Source organism: Pseudonocardia sp., assembly GCF_029263155.1.
Classification (GTDB): domain Bacteria; phylum Actinomycetota; class Actinomycetes; order Mycobacteriales; family Pseudonocardiaceae; genus Pseudonocardia.
This window is the reverse complement of the sequence record NZ_JAJCYB010000103.1, coordinates 20,908-36,827: the sequence shown is the minus strand read 5'-3', so window position 1 is coordinate 36,827 and position 15,920 is coordinate 20,908. Positions and strand designations below refer to the sequence as shown.

The window sequence follows — 15,920 nt, the reverse complement described above, 5'->3', positions numbered from 1 at the left end:
CTGATCCGGCCGCACCACCACACCCTCGCCCATGATCGGCGACCGTGCCAGCCGAACGACCCGGGACGATCACGCCACGCCGCACCGATCAAGAACTACCAGGTCAAAGTCCTTGATCCACTTACGCTACGTGGCATTGGGCCTGGACCCGGTCGCGATGCGCCGCACCTTCGACACCGCCGCCCTCGCCGCAGCGTTCCCGTTCACCAGCCCCGACCTGCCTGCGCCCGACCCCGCGGGCGCGGCTGCGCCGGACGGGGTGCTCTACGGCCACAACCTCGGCTCCCAGGGCCTCGTCCACGTCGACCGCTTCGCCGCGCACATGCACAACCACAACGCCGTCGTGCTCGGCCGCTCGGGCGCGGGCAAGTCCTACCTCGTCAAGCTCGAGCTGCTCCGGTCGCTGCACCGCGGCGTCGAGGTCGTCGTCATCGACCCGGAGGACGAGTACACCCGCCTGTGCGATGCCGTCGACGGCACCCGGATCGATCTCGGCGCGCCCGGGATCCGGCTCAACCCCCTCGACCTGCCCATCCACACCGGCCCCGACGGGCGCCGCCACGCCCCTCGCGACGCGCTCGCCCGGCGCAGCCTGTTCCTGCACACCGCGGTATCCGTCCTGCTCGGCCAGCACCCGGACCCCGGCACCCGGGCCGCACTCGACCGCGCGATCACCGCCGCCTACACCTCCGCCGGGATCACCACCGACCCCGCCACCTGGACCCGGCCCGCCCCGCTGCTGCGCGACCTGCGCGACGCCCTCGCCGCCGACCAGGACGGACCAGAAGCCGGGAAGGAGCTGGCCGAGCGGCTGCACCCCTTCGTCGAGGGCAGCTTCGACCGGCTCTTCGACGGCCCGACCACCACCTGCCCCGAGGGCCACCTGGTCGTGTTCAGCCTGCGCGAGCTGCCCGACGAGCTCAAGGCCGCCGGCACCCTGCTCACCCTCGACGCGATCTGGCGCCAGGTCACCAACCCCGCCCTGCGCCGCCCCCGCCTCGTCGTCGTCGACGAGGCGTGGCTGCTGATGCAGGACCGCGCCGGCGCCGAGTTCCTGTTCCGCATGGCCAAGGCGTCGCGCAAGCACTGGGCGGGGCTGACCGTCGCCACCCAGGACACCGCCGACGTCCTGGGCACCGACCTCGGGAAGGCCGTCGTCGCCAACGCCGCCACCCAGGTCCTGCTCCGCCAGTCCAGCCAGGCCATCGACGAGGTCACCCGCGTGTTCGACCTGTCCGCCGGGGAGCGCCAGTTCCTGCTGTCCGCCGACCGCGGCCAGGGACTGCTGTCCACCGGCACCACCCGCGTCGCGTTCCAGGGCGTCGCCTCCGAACTGGAGGACGCGCTCTGCACCTCCAGCCCCGCCCAGCTCACCGCGCAGGACCTCGACGACCGCAGCCCGGCCGACCGGCGACGCCACGCGCCCGACACCGGCTACGTCCTCCTCGACCCGTCTTGACTCCGGCCGTGCCCATCCCCGCCCACCACACCACAAGAGGTCCTCACGTGACCGCCCACGTTCCTCCCGTCCCGCCCCCGAAGGCGCCTCTCGAGGACCTGCTGCGCGATCCAGGCGCACCCGCCCGGTGGATCACCGAGAGCCTCTGGCCCGCCTCCGCGCACTGGCCGGCAGTGCTGGCCGCCGTCGCGATCATCCTCACGGCCGCCGAACTGTGGTGGCGGCGGTTCACCCGCCGCCGCGACGACCGCCTCCTCGCCGGCGCCCGGCAGGTCACCGTGCTTGCCCCGCCGTCCGTCGACCCGGCGGGCGGGGAAGCCCTGTGGGCGAACCTGGTCGGTCTGCTCCGCCCCGCCTGGCGCCGCACGCTGGGCGGCCAGCCACACCTCGCCTGCGAGTACGTCTTCACCAGCACCGGCGTGACGATCCGGCTGTGGGTACCCGGCGCGGTCCCGCCCGGCCTGGTCGAGCGGGCCGTGGAGGCGGCGTGGCCGGGATCGCACACCCGCACCGAACCGGCCCGACCGCCACTACCTCCCGCCGAGCCCGGGCACCGCCGCGTCATCACCGGCGGCGAGCTGCGCCTCGCCCGCCCCGAGGCCCTGCCCCTGCGTACCCGGTTCGACGCCGACCCGGTCCGCGCCCTCGTCGGCGCCGGCAGCGTCGTCACCGGCGGGCTCGGCCGCCACGAGGCAGCCTGCGTCCAGGTGCTCGCCCGCCCCGTCACCGGCCGCCGCGTCGCGCGGGCCCGGCGCAGCGCCCGCCACCTCCACGGCACGGCCGGATCCTCCACGAGCGTCCTGACCGGGGCGCTGTCCGAGCTGCTCGACCTGATCACCCCCCGGCCGCTGCGCCGCACCTGTCCGGGCTCGACGACCAGGGCGCCGAACGGGCCGGCACGGGACTGGCCGACCTCGCTCGACCTCTCCGCCCAGGCCCGCGCGGTCGTCGAGAAACAGCGCGGAGCGCAGTACGAGACCGTCGTCCGCTACGCCGCCGCCATCGACCTGCCCCACCCCGTCCCGGCGGCGAGGGGCACGACCGACGACGCTGTCCGGACGGCGCGGGATCTCGTGCGCGGGCGGGCCCACGCGCTCGCTGCGTCGTTCGCCTCCTACACCGAGCACAACCGCTACGGCCGCCGCCGGCTGCGCCGGCCCGACGGCGTCCTCGCCTCGCGCCGGTTCGCCCGCCGGTCACGTCCTTCGAGACGTGACGGGGACGTCCTGTCCGTGCGCGAGCTCGCCGCGCTCGCGCACCTGCCCACCGACGTCCACGTCCCCGGGCTGCTCCGCGCCGGGGCCCGCGCCGTCGCCCCGCCCCCGGGCATCGCCACCCCGGGCGCGGAGGCGAAGCCACTCGGGGTCACCGACACCGGCCGCCAGCGCCCGGTCGCGCTGCGCGTGCCCGACGCCCGCCAGCACCTGCACGTCATCGGCGCCACCGGCTCGGGCAAGTCCACCCTGCTCGGCAACATGATCCTCGCCGACGCCGACGCCGACCGCGGGATCCTGCTGATCGACCCCAAGGGCGACCTCGTCACCGACGTGCTGTCCCGGCTACCGCGGCGCTGCGCCGACCGCGTCGTGCTCCTCGACGCCGACGCACGCTCCCGCCCGCCCTGCCTCAATCCCCTCGACACCACCTCCGCCGGCCCGGGCATATCGTCGGGCGACCTGGCCGTGGACAACCTCGTGTCGGTGTTCCGCCGGGTCTACGCCGCGTACTGGGGCCCCCGCACCGACGACGTCATGCGCGCCGCCTGCCTCACCCTCGCCCTGCAGCCCGACACCCCGAGCCTCGCCCAGCTCCCCGGGCTGCTCGCCGACCCGGCCCGGCGCGACCGGCTCACCGCCGCGGTCACCGATCCCGTCCTCGCCGGGTTCTGGGACTGGTACGCCCAGCTCTCCGACGGCGCCCGCGCCCAGGTCGTCGCGCCGCTGCTCAACAAGCTACGCGCCTTCCTGCTCCGCCCGTTCGTCCGCGCCGCCCTCACTGCGGGCCCCTCCACCATCGACATGACCCAGGTCCTCGACGGCGGCATCTGCCTGGTGCGGATCCCCAAGGGCTCGTTGGGCGAGGAGACCACCCGCCTGGTCGGCTCGCTCACCGTCGCCGCCGCCTGGCAGGCCACCACCGCCCGCGCCGCCACACCTCAGCGCGACCGCCGCGACGCCTCACTGGTCGTCGACGAGTGCCACAACTTCCTCAACCTGCCCTACCCCATCGAGGACATGCTCGCCGAGGCCCGCGGCTTCCGCGTCGCGATGACCCTGGCCCACCAGCACCTCGGACAGCTTCCCCGGGAACTGCGCGAGGGCCTGTCCACCAACGCCCGCTCCAAGATCTACTTCAACGCGGGCCCGGAGGATGCCCGTGACCTCGCCCGCCACACCGCGCCGCACCTCACCGACCACGACCTGACCCACCTGGGCGCCTACCACGCCGCCGCCCGCCTCGTCCTGAACGGCAAGCAGGCACCGGCGTTCACCCTGCGCACCGAGCCGCTCCCGCCGGCGGTCCCCGGGCGGTCCCGCGAGATCCGCGCCGCCGCCCGGCACTCCGACGCCGCACGCGCCGACGACGCCCGGGAACGAGCTCGCCTCGCGACGACGGCCGCGTCCCCCGCGCCGGACCGGCTCCCGGCGACCGCGGTCGACCCGCGTCGCCGCGGCTGACGGCACGACCAACCCATCAGAAGGACGTTCACGATGATCACCAATCCGACCCGGCAGCGGACCCTGCGCGGGGTCCGCCCGAGCCACCCCACCGCGCGCTCCGGCGGCCGGATCCGCAACAGCGCCGAGCACCAGGCCGCGCTCTCCTGCCGGCTCACCCCACGCGACCACTGGATCGTCGCGATGCTCGCCGAGCACCGCGTCCTGACCGCCACCCAGATCACCGGCATGGCCTTCCCCTCGTTCCGGTCGGGACGCCAGCGGCTGCGCGAGCTCCACCAGTGGTCGGTCGTCGACCGGTTCCAGCCCTTCGCCACCGTCGGCAGCGCGCCCATGCACTACGTCCTCGCCCCGGCCGGCGCCGACGTCCTCGCCGCCGCCCACGGACTCGAACCCCGCGACGTCGGCTACCGCCACGACAGGGCGCTCGGCATTGCCCACAGCCTCCAACTCGCCCACACCATCGGCGTCGCCGAGTGGTTCGCCGCCCTCGTCGCCGCGGCCCGCCACCAGCCCGCGCAGAACACCACGCTGGAGACCTGGTGGTCCGAGACCCGGTGCGCGCGCCTGTTCGGCGACCTCGTCCGCCCCGACGGCTACGGCCGCTGGACCGCTCACGGCCGCCGCGTCGAGTTCTTCCTCGAGTTCGACCTCGGCACCGAGGCCCTCGCCCGCGTCGCCGCGAAGCTCACCGGCTACGCCGCCCTCGCCGCCGCCACCGGCATCACCACCCCGCTCCTGGTCTGGCTGCCCACGACGCGCCGCGAGGCCGGGGCGCGGACCGCACTGTACCGAGCGTGGCGGGGCCTTGATCAGCCCGCTGCCGTGCCCGTCGCCACCGCCGCCGCCGCGCTGCTCGACCCGCACAGCCCGCTCCCCAGCCCGGCCGACCCCGTCTGGCTCCCCCTGCACCGCACCGGCACCGCCCGCGACGGCGCGCGGCTGCCCCTGCACCGCCTCAGCGAGGGCTGGCCCCACCTCGACCAGCCCCACCGCGGCGGGCCCGCGCCCGCCCAGCCGGGACCCGGCGGCAGCTCCGACAGCGGTACCGGACCCCACCGGCTTCCCGCCCCGCACCCCATGCCGCCCGCCCCCTCACCCCGCGGCGGGACCACCGCGGCACCGTGAGCACCCGGATCGGTGCCGCACTGCTCGCGGCCGTCGTCCTGCTGCCGGTACTCGTCCTCGCCGCCGTGCAAGGCGCCGTCTCCTCGGTGTTCGGCGCGAGCAGCCCCAGCCCGAACGCGATCGCCGACATCCCCGCCGACTACCTCGCGCTCTACCGCCACGCCGCCCCGACCTGCCCCGGGCTGGACTGGTCGGTCCTCGCCGCGGTCGGCAAGATCGAGACCGACCACGGCCGCTCACCGCTGCCCGGGGTCCGTGACGGCGAGAACAGCGCCGGCGCCGGCGGCCCGATGCAGTTCCTCGCACCCACCTTCGCCGAGGTCGTCGCCCGCCATCCGCTCCCACCCGGCGGCGCGCGGCCGCCCTCACGTTACGACCCCCAGGACGCCGTGCACGCCGCTGCCCACTACCTCTGCGACAGCGGCGCGAGCACCGGCGACCTCAACGCCGCCCTCTTCACCTACAACCGCGCCGGCTGGTACGTCCGCAAGGTCCTCGACCAGGCCCGCATCTACGCCGCGGCCCAGCCCACCGGGACCGGCGACTGCGACGCCATCGCCGCCCCCAGCGCGGCCACACTCGCGGCGATCAACTACGCCTGTGGCCAGCGCGGCCTGCCCTACCTCTGGGGCGGCGACGGCCCCGACAACGGCGAGGCCGGTTTCGACTGCTCCGGCCTCACCACCGCCGCCTACGCCGCCGCCGGGATCACCCTGCCCCGCACCGCCCAGACCCAGTACCTCGCCGGCCCGGCCGTCCCCGAGGGCGCCCCGCTGCTCGCGGGCGACCTCATCTTCTACGGCACCCCCGGCACCGCCACCACCGCCCGCATCCACCACGTCGCGCTCTACCTCGGCGGCGGACAGATGATCAACGCACCCTGCTTCGGCGAGCCCGTCCAGGTCGAGCCCCACCGCTGGAACGGCGACGACTACGCGGGCTCCAGCCGACCCGCCGGAGCCCCTTCGTGACCGGCACCCCGGAGCTGTTTGCGCTGCTCCACGAGGTGCGCACGCTCCGCTTGACATCCCCGACGAAGGAAGCGTCCATAGGTCCGTAGCCCGCACCACCGGCAGCGCACCGGGGGCCACGCACGCTCCGGCCGGGGCATGACCACCGCTTCGCACCACCGACGACACGGAGCCCGTCATGTCCATCGACACCACCCTGCCCGACAACCCCAACACCGCCGAACACGATGGCGACAATCAGCCCGCCACGGATCGCGCCGCCACCGCAGCCGATCACCTCTGGGCCGCGCTGCACGCCCGCCCCGGCGGCACCGCGGAGGAGCTATCCGCCGACGCGGGGATCGGGCGGTCGACCGCCGCGAAGATCCTCGCCCGCTGGGTCGCCGAGGGCACCGCCGCCCGCGTCCCGACCGAAGGGAAGCGGTCCGCCTCCCGCTTCGCCATCCCCACCCCGGACGACGCCACCCCGGCCGACATCACACGCGGAACGGCATCGGCCACGGCTGACCCGCCCGGCGCCCAGCAGACCCCGTCGCCCGACACCGCCCCCGCCGCCACGACCGCCGACACCGGCACGGAGGCGGACGCCGACCGGGACGGGCACCACCACGACGGCACGGACGGCGTTCCCGCTGCTGAGGCGGGCTCGCCGGACGTTCCCCCGGACGCCGACAGTGCGGTACCCGAACCGGTCGACGGCGAGCCGGGGACCGCTACGACGTCCGAGCCGGACGTCGCAGCGGACACGCCCGTCGACGACGGAAGCGACGGAACCGCCGAAACCGAGGCGACCCGGGCCGTGGTCACCGGCCGGTCCCCCCGCCTCGCCCCCGGCGCCCTGCACGGGATGGTCGAGGACTACCTCCGCGACCACCCGGACGAGGAGTTCGGTCCGACGAAGATCGGTCACGAACTCGGCCGCAGCACCGGCGCGGTGGGCAACGCGCTGGAGCGGCTGGTCACCTCCGGCTACGCGGTCCGGACCAAGGACCGGCCCAAGCGCTACGCCCTCGCCAAGACCGAAGGGAGCGACGACGGTTCGGAGACCGTCGGGGATACCGACGGGTGAGGACGCACCACCCCGAGGCGGGTGGACACCCGACGACCACGTCGGTGTCCACCCGTCTCCGGCGCGGACGTACCCGGCCGCGACGCTGGCAGCGCTCGGCTCGACGTGCGTCCCGCCGAAGCCGGTGTCGGCCCACAATCCCGGTACCGCCGGACCAGGGGTAGAGACCCCCGCGCACGAGAACGGACACGCCCACGTCGTTGACGTGTCCCGTGTGCGGGCACACGTCCTTCGTCGTGCGCCCCCGGAGCCTGCGTCTTCATCGCCGCGAGGGTGCGCAGGATGCGGTGCGCGATGGCGCCGCTGTTCGACGCGCGGCCACGGATTCGAAGGTGCTGGCGGTCTGGTCGTCGCAGTCGCGGGCAACACTGCACGACGTGAACGACACCGCAGCGACAGGGCAGGACTCGTCGGGCCCTGCGACGACCGCGATGCTGAGCTGGCCGCACCGCCGGGGAGGCACCGCCCAGTGCCTGGTGCAGGTACGCGGTACGTCCTCGGGCGCGGGCGACCCGGACACGATGACGGTCGTTGTCAGCGAGCTACGCGGCAACACGCGCGGGCTGGGGCTGACCGCGGACGTGCGAGACACGGGCTGGTACTCCACGTTCGACCCGGCTGGGCCGGAGACGCTGACCGAGCTGGAGCTCGGCTGGGACGGTCACGGATTCGTCGACGACCTGCACTGGCACCGGCTGCTACCGACCGAGGAGGCGCGGGAGCTGGCCGCGCGGTGGCGACTGGAGCCGGTCGACATCGCGCTCACTGCGATCGGGCAACCCGCTCCGCGACGTTTCGGCACGGACAGCACGGGCGACCTGGTCGCCCGACCGCTTCCGCGGCGACGGATCGCGGCGTCGATGCTGCTCACCGACCCGGCCGGGGCCGTGCTCGTCGTGGAGCCCACGTACAAGCCGGGGTTGGGAGATTCCCGGGAGCGCGGTCGAGGACGGGGAGTCCCCCGCGAGCCGGCGCGGTCCGCGAGGTGGCCGAAGAGCTGGGGATCACGCGCGTACCCGGGGCGCTGCTGGTGGTCGACCACACGAGCACGGGCAGCGCACCGAGGGGCTGGTCGTGGTGTTCGACGGCGGGCAGGTCGACGATCCGGCCACGCTGTTCGTGGCCCGCGACGAGCTGCGGAGCTGCGCGTTCGTGGCCGCCGACCGGCTCGGCGAGTACCTGCCGGCGCTGCAGACCCGCCGGGCGTCGGCCGCGTTGCGTGCCCGCGCCGAAGGCCGGACCGTCTACCTCGGGGACGGCCGGACAGCCACACCGTCGCCCGGCACCGCTCTGCCGACAAGGCGAGTCGACGGAGCCGCGGAGATGTGATCCACCGACACACCTTCTTTGGTCCTCCCGGTATTTCCCCGCGGTCAACGTCTTGATGGATGCCACGCCGTGCGCGTGGTTGAGCAGCATCCGGCTCCCAGGTCCGCTCGGTGGCCGGACGGGCTACGAGAGCAGACCGTCGCTGTTGGCCCGGCACATCTCATCGAAGGACTCGTAGAGTTCTGGCCAACCCGGGGCCGGAGTCAGCGCGGCCGGGTCCAGCTGGTTGCCGACCACCGCCAGCCGCACCCCGACGTGCCCGGCGCCCTCCACGGCCAGCCACCCCGCGCACGCGCTCGGCGCGTCGGGTGGGGTGCGGTGGCAGGCGAACAGCGGGGCCCCGATCGGCGCCGACCCGTCGGGGCCCTCCACTGTGTCGCGCAACGACTCGAACCGCTCCGCGGTGAAGCGCCCGGTCGGCTGGTCGCGCCGCCACGGACACTCCGAGCACGGACGCCGCACGCGCGGCAGCGGCCCCGCCTCGCCGTGCATCACGTCCCGGCACCCTTCGCGTCGGTACCGCAGCTTCCGGCTCGCGACGGACGGCCGTTGGCGACCTGCGGTGACCACGTCGTCGCCCGCCGAGCGGAGCGGGTCGAGTCCAGCTCCGCCTGGCCAGCGGCACCGAGCATCTCCAGCACCTCGGCCACGACGCGAAGGGGGCGGCGCGGGTCGTGGGCGATCCGGTCGGCGGTGAACACCTCGAGTGTGGGTGACGCCGCCAGGTACGCGGCGACCGCACGCAAGACCTGCGCGTCCGGCCGAGCGGCGGGACCGGCAGAGCCGACTCCGGTGGCACCGGTAGGGCCGAAGTCGCAGTGCGGACGGTGTCCGGGGCCGCCGAAAAACTCGTCGGGCAGGTCGGGGCGGCCGTTCTCCTCGTCGTCGGGGTCGGGGGCGCCGGGCGGGACGGGGCGGGTCGCGGCCAGGTGGTGGCCGAGGTCGGCCAGACCGGCCACCGTCGCCATGGGCACGGCGGGCGCGGTGCAGTCGCGGCACTCGTCGAGCAGGAGGTAGAGCCCGCCGAGCCCGGTCTCGGGGACGAACCGGTAGACCGTGGAGGGGTCGTCGGGATCGTGGACGGTGATCAGGTGTCCGGCGTGCCCGCCGTAGCGGCGGGCCGGGTCGTCAGTGACGACCACGCGGGCGGCGGGCACACCCAGCATGACCGCTACGTCCCGGGTCATCCGGGCGCGGAGGCGCCGGACGTGCGCGGCAACACCACCGGTGGCGCCCGGGTCGGGGTGGGGGTCGAGGGCGAGTGCTGCTGCGGCGGCAGTGGCGATCATGGTCGGCTCCGTTCGGGTCGGTCGTCGGGTTGCGGGTGCCGGGCCCGCCGCAGGGGGCGGGCCCGGCACCCGGGGCGGTCAGCGGATCGCGCGGAGGACGGCGGTGGCCGCCCGGGCGATCTCGCGCGCGGTGGTGGCCGGGTCGGTGAGCGGGAGGACGGTGACGCCGTCGAGTGGGGTGACCGGCCCGCGGGGCGCCAGCCACAGCACCCCGCACCCGGCCGCGCGGAGCTGGTCGACGCGGGCCTGCGCGGCCGCGCGGGGGGTCGGGCAGAAGATGCCGTCGGACACGACGACCAGCAGCCGCGCCGCGCCCGGGGTGGACAGCCCGAGGGCGCCGTCGAGGGCGGCGATGGCCTCGTCGATGACCTCGTACCCGTCCGGAGCGCGGAACCGGGTCACCCGGTCCGGCACCGCACCGGGGCGGGTGATCGCGTGCACCGCCTCGCCGAACGCGACCGTGGCCGTGGTCGCCGGGACCCGGGTGTGGGCGGCGGCGTGCGCGAGGATCCACGCCGCCGAGGTGACCGGGCGCGCGAACTCGCGCATCGAACTGGACACGTCGCACGCGATGCCCAGCCGCAGAGGCGGGGTCGGCACCGCGCGGCGGATGGTGCGGGTGAACGCTTCCGCGGTCGGAATGGCCCCGGCCGCGCGCTGGGCGTCGGCGGCCAGCGCCCCGCGCATGCGCAGCCGCCCGGGCGGGAGTGCGGAGGTGGTGCGGGTCGCGACCCGGTCGCGGACCCCGGCGGTGTCCAGCGCCCGGCCGACCTGCCGCGCGGCGCGGCGCTCGTCCGCGGTGGGTGCGCGGGTGCCCGCGATGACGTCACGGGCGCCACCACCCGGGACGCCGGTGGATGCCGCTCCGGTCCCGTCGTCAGTGGCAGGGCCGAACACCCGGGCCGCAGCCGCACCGGCGGCCGGATCACCGGCCGGGCCGGTGACAGGGGTCGGGCCGGGGGCGGTTGCGGGGGTCGCGGCGTCGGCGGCACCGGGGACCGGCTCGTACGCCACGGCGGCATCGATCCGGCGCAGCGCGTCGGAGATCGCGCCGCTCATCGACGTCGGCCCGAGGGGCGAGCCCGTGCCGTCCCCGGTGCCCAGGGCACCGTCCGGCGTCCCGGGAGCCGTGCCGGTCGCGGCGTCGGGGTCGACGCCGAGGGCGTCGCACCACCGGCGGCCGAGGTCGATCATCGCCTCGGCGTCGACGTCCGGGGTGGAGTGCGCAGCCGTCCATATCTCCCGCAACGCGGTCACGGTGTCCTCGCCGACGACGTCGGTGACGACCCGGGCGACCGGCTCGACCTCGTCGGGGTTGAGGATCCCGGCGTCGACCCGCGCGAGCAGCAGGGCGGCGGCCCGTCCGGCGTCCGCGCGGCTCACGCCGAGGCGGCGGGCCGGGTCGGTGATCCCGGACTCGTCGAGGATCAGGTGGGTCGCGGAGGCCCGCAACCAGCGCCGGTCGTCGGGGCGCCGGATCACCTGACGCGCCTCGATCCGGGACTCCTCCAGCTCCTCGGCCGCCGCGACCGCTCCCGGTGGCGCGCCCGGCGGTGGCTCCCAGACCGAGTGCGCGGCGTGCGCGCACTCGTGGACGAGCAGGCCCCATGCGGGCCCGTAGCGGGCCCGGTCGCCCAACCGGTGCGGGGTGGCGGTGGCGGGGTCGACCCCGCCGAGGTGGTGGCCGTTGACCTCGATCCGGGCCAGCGTCGGCAGGAAACACGCCGGGGCGCCCCGCCCGGCACCGGGGGCGATGGTCACCAGCAGGTCGTCGCGGTCGGCGATCACCGGGACCTCGTCGGTCATCGCGGCCGACAGGACCAACCAGGCCGGGTCGGTCACGGCCGGGGTGGCGGCGTCGGCGGTCGGGTCGGTGATCAGGTGGGTGCTCATGACGGGCTCCTCCGGGGGTCGGGCGGGTGGCGGGGGGTCAGATGCGGGTGCCGAGGGCGAGCGGTGCGTGCTCGGCGCCGAACGCGTCACGGACCACGGTGGCGACGATCTCCCGGTCCTCCTCCGGGGCGACCCCGACGAGGTTCCCGGCGGCCGCCTCGACGCCGAGGACCTTCGCGATGCGGTCGAACGCGATCAGCTCCCGCAGCTGCGGAGCCCACCCGACCTCGCCCCGCCGCTGACGGGTCGCGAGGTTCCGGGCCGCCCGCACCGCCCGGCGGTCGACCTTCAGCGCCACGGCGAGGTCGTAGTCCGAGGACACCTGGATCTGCGCGGAGAACCGTGACGACAGGGCGTCGGTGAGGACCGCGCCGTGGACCCCCGGGTTGTGTCCGGCCACCACGTAGAACCCCTCGGCAGCGTCGACGACCTCGCCCCCGTTGGCCTTCACGATCACCTGACGGCGCCCGTCCATCGCGGGATAGAGCGTGGCGAGGACGTTGGGCGGGATCAGGGTGGCGTCGTCGACGAACAACGGGCGGCCCTCGCGCATGGCCCGGACCAGCGGGCCGTGCACGAACACGTAGCGGCCCTCCGGGGTCTGGGTGTACTCGCCCACGAGGTCCGCGACCGTGGTGTCCCCGTCGCCGGGCACCGTGACCAGGTCACCGAAGGCCGCCTCGACCACCGAGGTCTTCCCCGTCCCGGGCGGGCCGTACAGCAGGGCGGGCACCCCGGCCGCGCGCAGCTTGCGCAGCGCCGTCACGTCCGGCACCCCCGCCACCGTCCTCGGGTGGTAGAGCTGCCCGTTCGGGCGCGTCACCGGTCCCGTGACGGGCGCGTCGTCGGACGTCGCGACGGTCCCGGCGGTGGTTGCGGCGGGACCGCCCGCCGGGGTCACGGTTGGGCCGGACGGGTCCGGGGTCGGCTCGGGGGTGGACGGCCGGACCGGAGCGGGCCGGACCGGAGCGGGCGGCACGGAGGCGAGACGCCCGGTGCCCGGCGTGGCGCGGTAGCGGGCGGGCCGCTCGCCGATCAGCTCGGCCTCGCCGTGCGAGGCGAGCACCGCCAGCGCGTTGGCGACGGCTCCGGACGACCGGCTCAACGCCCGGGCGATCTCCCCGGCGGTGAACGTGTGGGCGGGGGCCTCGTCGAGGTGCACCGCCACCTGACGGCGCAACTCGCCGTTGGGCAGACGGCCGGGGCGCCCGGTCGGAGTGGACGTCGGGGCGGGGGCTTCGGCGGGTGTGGGCACGGCACGAGTCCTTTCGGGTTTCCGGTGAGGGGGCGCAGAAACCGAGGCGATCGGGTCGAACTCGCCGATCCTACGACGGTCGACATATTCCCGGGGTCGGGGTTCGTCTCTGCGACCACCCAAATATAGCTCTGCCGCGACCACTCCTCAATAGGTTTCCGACACCATTTTCAAGACTCTTTACCGCGTCCCGATCGACCCGGGAATATCAATCCGCGACGGCCGCTCATACATGTCGACCCCGGCCAATCCGGACGACCAGCACCGAAACGCGAGGACCGGGCGATTACAGATACAGATGATGGACGCCAGAGTGTCGAGTATAGAATGGCGCAAGACAAATACCGGACGAGAAAATGGAGACACGGACAGGGAAAAGGGGAAGGGGGAAGAAGGATGGGTTTGACGGACGGTCAGGCGCGCCCGATGTGAATTCGCTCCCGAGCGGAGGCAAGTCTGGGACACCGGGTGATCCGCCCGTCGGTCCCTGACCGGCACGGGATGCGGCACTTGCGGGATCGGTCCTGACCGCCACCACGAGCTGATCCCTGAGTGGATCCCCGAGCTGCACCCTCAACGGTCGATCACGCAGCGGCATGTTGACCTCCTGGACGGTCACCGACAGTCCACTCCGGACGGAGAAGAGTACACGGCGCTGCTCTATCCGGGTGAACCACTTCCGTTCGCCCATGGCGATCCGCCCCGCCAGCAACGGTGACTTCTTCGGGCCGGCGGCGGAGACACCGTCCGGGCCGGTACCTGCAGGACCACGAGGGGGACGCCAGAGGTCAGAAGACGGAGGAAAAGTGAACCACGACGACAGATATTTCGTGCGGGATGTGCAGGACGTCAAGCACATCTTCGGCGACAAGTGGACGGTGGCGGTGATGGTCGCCCTGTCCAGCGGCCCGATGCGCCGCCTGGAGATTCGCACCACGGTCGACTCCTACTCGATCGACGAGAACTGGCCGGGAAAAGCGACGGTGCTGCACGACAGCATCCTCAGCCGGACCCTGCGCAAGATGGTCACCGAAGGGCTCCTCGCCCGCGACGAACTGCCGGACTCCTTTCCGCGGCACGTCCTGTACGCGTTGCGTCCTGCGGCGGTGGACTTTCTCGAGAGGCTGCGGCAGGTGGTGGGCTGGTCGAGGCAGAATGCGCAGGTGGTGGCCAACGCACAGGAACTTCACCGCCTGCACAACGGGGAGCCGTACTGCTGCGGCAGCGAGGAATGCAGCCTTCCCCCGGGTGCGTGATCGTCGGCATCGGGCCAGCCGGCTCAGCCGGCCCGAGCCGGTCGCACACCGCTGCTGCCGCCGGCGTTCCGGGAGTCGTGCTGGCCGGCGGCATCACGCCGCTCGAGGCGCCGGGCCAGCTCGATCGTGTCGGCGTGCGGCTGGTCGCCGATCTCTTCGAGCCGCACCGTGAGCAGTGCGAGGGTCCGGGAGATGGCGTCGGTGCGTCCTGCAGCCGCATGATGTCGCGGTAGATCATCTCGTTGACGGGGTCGAAGGCCCGGGCGATCTCGAGGAGGTCGAGGGTTCGCTGCGGGTCGCGCGGGACGAGAGCCCGTGCGAGGGCCGCGGCGGAGTCGATGGCGTCGCGCCTGACGGCCTCGCGGGCGATCTCGATCCAGGCGTAGGGCGTTCCCTCGGCGAGCTCACCGCCGTAGGCGTCGACGACGAGCTGGTCGGCCTCGATGCGCTCCTCGTCGGTTCCAGCGGCTCGGCGGGCGGTCACCGCGGCATCGAAGTGCCAGTAGTCGACATCGACCAGCTCGGTGTCGAGGGCCAAGCGCCCGTCCCCGTTGTGAACGACGTCGTCGAGCTCGCCGCCGGTGATGTGGGCCAGGGCCTGGCGCAACCGCGTCAGTGCGGTGTTGAGGGCGTTGGTGGTGCGGCCGGGCGGGCTGCCGGGCCACAGGGCGGCGGCGACGGCCTCGCGGCTCGCCCCGTCGGGGTGCAGGGCGAGGTGGACGAGCAGCTCCCGCGCGCGCGGTTGCAGGCGCCCGGTGATCTCGATCTCCGTGCCTGCCCCGGTCGAGCGGTGGCCGTCCGAGTCGTGGCGTGGTCGCCACAGCGTCCGGGGTGCTCCGAGAACGACGAGCCGGAGCGGCAGGTCCCCGTCCGTTGCCGGCGGCGCCGTGGAGCGGCCGCTGCGGGCCGGAGCACGGGGCGGTGGAGCCGTTGGCAGCGGTTCGTGGTGCTCCTCGTGCGGGTGCGGGCCGACCTCCAACGGGTCGACGATCTCCGAACCCGCACCGTCCGGATCCGGGTCGGCCGGTGACGGGGCGGCGGCGGACGCGGCGTCGTGCAGCAACTCGACGATGTGGCCCGCGTCGTCCCGGCTCAGGGTGAGCAGGCGGCGGCCACGGAGCGTGGTGCACGGCCCGGGACCGGTCGCGCTGACGGTGCCGTCGGGCTGGACGTGCACGCTTCCGCCGGAGCGCCACTGGCCCAGCAGCAGCGCGGTCACCCCGACCTCGGCGCCGTTGTCGAGGACGGCCTGCAGCCGCGCGTCGTCGTCGCCGGGGCGGGCCACGAGGACGAGGACCGGCGCGACGCCCTGCACCGGGCGCGTGGCGCGGTCGACGACCTCGGCCTCCAGCACGTCGAGAGCGCCGTCGAGGGAGTCGTGCACCTCGACCACCGCAGGAAGGTCCGGGGTCTCGCCGAGCACGCCGATGACGTCCTCCCGCGGCACGAGGAGCCGTACGGCCGGGCCGCCCTCGTCGAGGTCGGCGCGATCGTCCAGCGCGCCGGCGAGCAGGGTCAGGAGCAGCGCCCGGAGCGCGGCGGAAGCACCCGGGCCGGTCAGGCCGAGGCCGCGGGTGCCCGCTGCTGCCAGCG

Annotated in this window: 10 protein-coding genes and 1 pseudogene; 7 read left to right on the top strand and 4 right to left on the bottom strand. The window is 74.6% G+C overall.

The window, feature by feature from the left end:
• Nucleotides 1–130: 130 nt before the first annotated feature.
• The 6 genes and pseudogenes from Q1K26_RS21370 to Q1K26_RS21345 all read left to right on the top strand — a co-directional run.
• Nucleotides 131–1,459 (top strand): annotated as a pseudogene (locus tag Q1K26_RS21370) (DUF87 domain-containing protein); the annotation flags it as partial.
• Nucleotides 1,460–1,671: 212 nt separating this feature from the next.
• Complete coding sequence (locus Q1K26_RS21365; RefSeq protein ID WP_300015897.1) at nucleotides 1,672–4,137, top strand: DUF87 domain-containing protein; 2,466 nt, start codon at nucleotides 1,672–1,674, stop codon at nucleotides 4,135–4,137.
• A 33-nt stretch (nucleotides 4,138–4,170) separates the two neighbouring features.
• On the top strand, nucleotides 4,171–5,265 hold the full coding sequence (locus Q1K26_RS21360; RefSeq protein WP_300015888.1) for a replication-relaxation family protein: 1,095 nt from the start codon (nucleotides 4,171–4,173) through the stop codon (nucleotides 5,263–5,265).
• A complete protein-coding gene (locus Q1K26_RS21355) occupies nucleotides 5,262–6,236 on the top strand; it encodes a C40 family peptidase (protein WP_300015885.1) in 975 nt (324 codons plus the stop codon). Before Q1K26_RS21360 ends, Q1K26_RS21355 begins: the two co-directional genes overlap by 4 nt.
• A 178-nt stretch (nucleotides 6,237–6,414) precedes the next feature.
• Complete coding sequence (locus tag Q1K26_RS21350; protein ID WP_300015882.1) at nucleotides 6,415–7,305, top strand: MarR family transcriptional regulator; 891 nt, start codon at nucleotides 6,415–6,417, stop codon at nucleotides 7,303–7,305.
• 1,074 nt (nucleotides 7,306–8,379) lie between these two features.
• Nucleotides 8,380–8,634: a hypothetical protein gene (locus Q1K26_RS21345; RefSeq protein ID WP_300015879.1), complete on the top strand. Its 255-nt coding sequence runs from the start codon at nucleotides 8,380–8,382 to the stop codon at nucleotides 8,632–8,634.
• Nucleotides 8,635–8,757: 123 nt separating this feature from the next.
• Here the strand turns inward: Q1K26_RS21345 and Q1K26_RS21340 are convergent, their stop codons facing one another.
• The 4 genes from Q1K26_RS21340 to Q1K26_RS21325 all read right to left on the bottom strand — a co-directional run bounded on the left by Q1K26_RS21340 (nucleotide 8,758) and on the right by Q1K26_RS21325 (nucleotide 13,071).
• Nucleotides 8,758–9,126 carry a DUF6283 family protein gene (locus tag Q1K26_RS21340; RefSeq protein WP_300015894.1) on the bottom strand — a complete coding sequence of 123 codons (369 nt, stop codon included), beginning with the start codon at nucleotides 9,124–9,126 and terminating at the stop codon, nucleotides 8,758–8,760.
• Nucleotides 9,126–9,923, bottom strand: a complete 798-nt coding sequence (locus Q1K26_RS21335; protein ID WP_300015876.1) for a hypothetical protein — start codon at nucleotides 9,921–9,923, stop codon at nucleotides 9,126–9,128. Before Q1K26_RS21335 ends, Q1K26_RS21340 begins: the two co-directional genes overlap by 1 nt.
• Before the next feature lie 78 nt (nucleotides 9,924–10,001).
• Nucleotides 10,002–11,816, bottom strand: coding sequence for a VWA domain-containing protein (locus Q1K26_RS21330; protein WP_300015873.1), 1,815 nt, complete (start codon nucleotides 11,814–11,816; stop codon nucleotides 10,002–10,004).
• Nucleotides 11,817–11,853: 37 nt separating this feature from the next.
• Nucleotides 11,854–13,071: an AAA family ATPase gene (locus tag Q1K26_RS21325; protein ID WP_300015870.1), complete on the bottom strand. Its 1,218-nt coding sequence runs from the start codon at nucleotides 13,069–13,071 to the stop codon at nucleotides 11,854–11,856.
• A 596-nt stretch (nucleotides 13,072–13,667) separates the two neighbouring features.
• Here Q1K26_RS21325 and Q1K26_RS28860 point away from each other — a divergent pair.
• A complete protein-coding gene (locus Q1K26_RS28860) occupies nucleotides 13,668–14,327 on the top strand; it encodes a helix-turn-helix domain-containing protein (RefSeq protein WP_363320515.1) in 660 nt (219 codons plus the stop codon).
• Nucleotides 14,328–15,920: the final 1,593 nt, after the last annotated feature.